At 55.4% G+C, this 3,800-nt stretch carries 1 protein-coding gene; it reads right to left on the reverse strand.

The annotated features are described in order from the left end of the window. Positions 1-227 precede the first annotated feature (227 nt). Positions 228-3,800 (reverse strand): SpaA isopeptide-forming pilin-related protein (locus B5D32_RS15315; protein ID WP_276327556.1); only part of this gene is annotated, 3,573 nt, incomplete at its 5' end.

Genomic DNA, 3,800 nt, shown 5'->3' on the forward strand with positions numbered 1-3,800 from the left:
ACAATGACCGGCGCACCGGCCGTATCAAAGGCACAGAGCAGATTTTTGCAGCTGCGGCTCACAGCGCGCTGACAGTCACCGCACTCGATGTAGATGGTGTTGCGCCAGTCGCGGCCTGTGGTGCGCAGGAACTTACAGAGGTGCAAATTGGTGGAAGTAAAACAGGAAACAGACAAAATATCACTCCAATCTCAAATTGTGCGCAGCGTAACAACTCGGCACAGTTTTTATAAAATTCTGCCGGTCTGCGGGAAAGTTTTCATAAGCGGCACGGGTGTATCGGTACGCTCATCATACATGGCAAGATACCCTTCGGAAGATTTCTGCCAGCCGCCATCCTGCCATACAAACACAACAAGTGCATTGTTCATCTGCATGACCTTGAATGTAATGCTCTCGGCAACGAGATAGCCGTCCGGGGCCAGTTCTTCCACCATCGTGTAGACGTGTTCACTGGTGTCATCGGACAAAAGCAGCAGATTTTTGTGTGGGTCTTTGGCGGCGGAGCGCTCCGGCAGTACACGGATGGCATGGTCGCCGTCCGTTGTCGTCCAGCGGTCAATGGTCGTGCCGTAGGCATCGCGGATCGTTAAGCGGGCATCCGCCAGCTTTGCATTGGTGGCAATATCACGTTTCGTGAGGATCAGCGAGTGCGCCGGGGCATCGTACATCGTGACTTTCTGAATTTCCCCGGTTTCCTGCACGGTGAAGTGAACCTCTTCGCTGAGCAGATACCCGGCCGGGGCGGCAGTTTCGGTCAGCGTATAGTCGCCGGGCTTCAGGCGCTCGATGCGGTGGGGCCGGCCGTTGGTTTCCCACTCGGCAATGGTGTTGCCGCTGGCATCGGTGATTTTCAGTTTTGCACCGGGCAGCTCGTGACCATCTGTCATGTCAGCCTTGAAGATTTCGACCTTGGTAAAATCGTCTTTCATCTCCACACGCTGAATATTCTCGGTAGGACCAACCTCAAAGGTAACGCTCTCGGCGCGGACATAGCCCTGCTCGATGGGAGCCACCGTTTCGGTCAGGGTGTAAGTTCCCATCGGGATGCGCTCCATATAGTGCGGTGTGCCGTCTGTAACCCATTCAGCAACGGTTTTGCCGTCTGCATCCGTGATTTTCAGCTTTGCGCCGCTGATTTCCTTGCCGGTGGCAATGTCGGTCTTGGAAATCTGCACTTTCGTGTAGTCGTCCTGCATGATAACGTGCTGGACCTTGCCGTTATCCTCGACTGTGAACTGAATGGCATTGGCAGGCACATACCCGGAATTATCGGGTACGAGCGTTTCCTCCAGTGTGTAGGTTTCGCCCGCAACCAGCACAGCCTCCATGTAGTGCGGCGTATCTTCGGACACCCATTCGTCCACAACATTGCCGTCTTTATCCAGCACACGCAGCGTGGCACCGGGGACTTCTTCGTGGGTCGTAATATCGGCTTTGCTGATTTTTACGCGGGTGGGCGCATCCAGCATCGTCACTGTCTGGCTGAATCCATCAGAATCTTTCAGCAGAATCCAGCTTGCAGAGTAGGTGATTTCGGCATCGGCGGGCTTTTCTGCAACCTGCTTATCGGCAAAGAACGCGGGAGCCGCCGCGCCGTTCAGATAGGCCTTGTCAAACGTCAGGTCGGAGAAGTCGCTCTCCCGCAGGCATTTGGCAATCGCGCGGTCGTTGGCGGCATCGGTGAAATTCACCACCAGCGTGCCGTTCACGCAGTACCAGTTGGAAATGACAACGCCGTCTGCATCGGGATTCTTGCCCAGCAGCTTATCCCAGAAAGCGTGCAGCTTGGCGGAAATCGTAGCCACGGTATCGTCGGAAAACGCGGTGGGGGAGATAATGCTGCCAGACTGGTATGCTGTATCTTCGGATTCATGCAGAACCCAGACCGCCGTTTCCTGCAAGTAGGCATTATCGTCCGTGGCCTGCTCCAAGCGGAACTGAATCGAGCGGGCGGTGGTATAGCCGTCTGCCGGACAAGTCTCGGCCAAGGTATAGACTTTTGAGGTATCGCGGTTCCCGGCAAAGTCGTGGGAAAGATGCAGCCCGCAAATCACATGAGCCGTATCGCTGCTCTCCCAGCTGTCCACCACATTGCCGTTCCAATCGGTCACGGTCAACGTGGCACCGGGCAGGGCAAAGGTGTCATCGGAATCAGAAGTGAAAGCGCGCTTGTCAATCTCCACGGTGGTCTGCTTGTCGGAGTGCAGGCAGTCAACGACCTGCCATGCAATGAACTGGTTTTCATAGGTGAACTCAACGGGAATCACACGCTGCTCAATCAGGTAGCCGTCCGGCACGCTGATTTCACGCAGATAGTAGCGGCCGCTGTTGGTCGTCCAGTCGTGGGCATCGCTGCCGCCGTAATGTTCACCGCGCAGAGGAACGTCTACATCAAAATAGGCAAGGCCGTTTTCATCGGTGGTGGCTGTGCCCAGCAGAGTATCGGCGGCGGCCAGCAGCTCGCCGGAAATACTGTAAATGTCGTCTGCGGTGTACAGCGCATAGACGGCGCCCGCGACCATATTGGCATCAGCCGGGATGTCGGCGCGGTTGCTGCCGCCGTTCAAAAGGGAGGCGCGGGTCTTACAGCCGTCTGTATAGGGCGCTTCATCGGTCAAATCGCAGGTGTCGCGATCCAGCTTATACAGCCCGACACCGACTTTGCCCTCCTCAACGATCGGCAGCACACGGGCATTCTCAAAGACAAGAACCTGCTTTTCAATCTGCTCGGCATTGGCGTTGCCTACATTTATAATAGAGTAGTCGTACACAACATCACCGTCCTGCGTGTGGTCGATGATGCTTTTTGCAAGAACGAGGTCGTTATACTGGTTGTCCCAGTCCAGCACCACGGTGTAAGTGTGGTCGGTGTGGACAAAACCGTAAGGGGCCTGCACCTCGGAAATCGTGTAGGTACCCAGCGGCAGCGTGATAGTGACTTCGCCTTTCGTGCCATCGTGGGTTACTTTCAAGAAATCATAGGTGGCGAGTGTCCGCGTGGGGCTGAATCGGACTTCGTCCACCTGCCCGTCTTCGGCAGTGGTAACGGTAGCGACAAGGTCGCCATCTGCGTACCAGAGTGTGCCTTGATTGTCCGGCGTGGGAATATCGCCCTGCGCGTGGATCTCATAGGTGGCATTGGCAAGGTTATCGGACTCGTACACGAACTGTCCGTTCTCGTACCCGGTCAGCACGTTACCAATTTTGCGGATTTTGATTTGCCCCAATGTCTCGTGGTTATAGTAGTTTTCGGTGATGACGTAGTCGTCCATGCCGTCGGCGCTGCCGCCGCTGACCTGATACACACGGTCCGAGGTCAGCTCAAACACGACATTGTACTGGCGGTCGTTGAAATACCCGCGTGGACCTTCGATCTCGACGATGCGGTACCTGCCCAGCGGCAGTTTTTCCGGGGTCTTCATTTCGCCGTTGGAATCGGTATAGAAAGTGCTGGTCTTTGCCCAGGCATTGCCGGATTTCGGGTCGTTCATCTCCACAAGGGTTTCACGGCCGTCCTCGGCAATGTAGTAAATGTTGAACGCAGTGTCGGCAATTTTGACAGGCTTGCCCGTCTCAATGTCGATTTTGACAAGCTGCAAGTAGCCCTCCAACTCTTCATCCAGAATGTTGTAGGTTATGTAGCTGCCGCTGGGCGTTGTGATGCTGCCGGCAGGCACAGTAAAGCTGCTCTGCGGGCTGGATGCATTGACATTGATAAGGAACGGTTCAGCCTGAAAAACATCCTTCGGTACGGTGGTTTCCACGACGATGTACTGGCCGTAAGGAAGCCCCTGCAC

Origin of the sequence: Gemmiger formicilis (assembly GCF_900167555.1) — a bacterium.
In the GTDB taxonomy this organism is placed as follows: Bacteria; Bacillota; Clostridia; order Oscillospirales; family Ruminococcaceae; genus Gemmiger; species Gemmiger formicilis.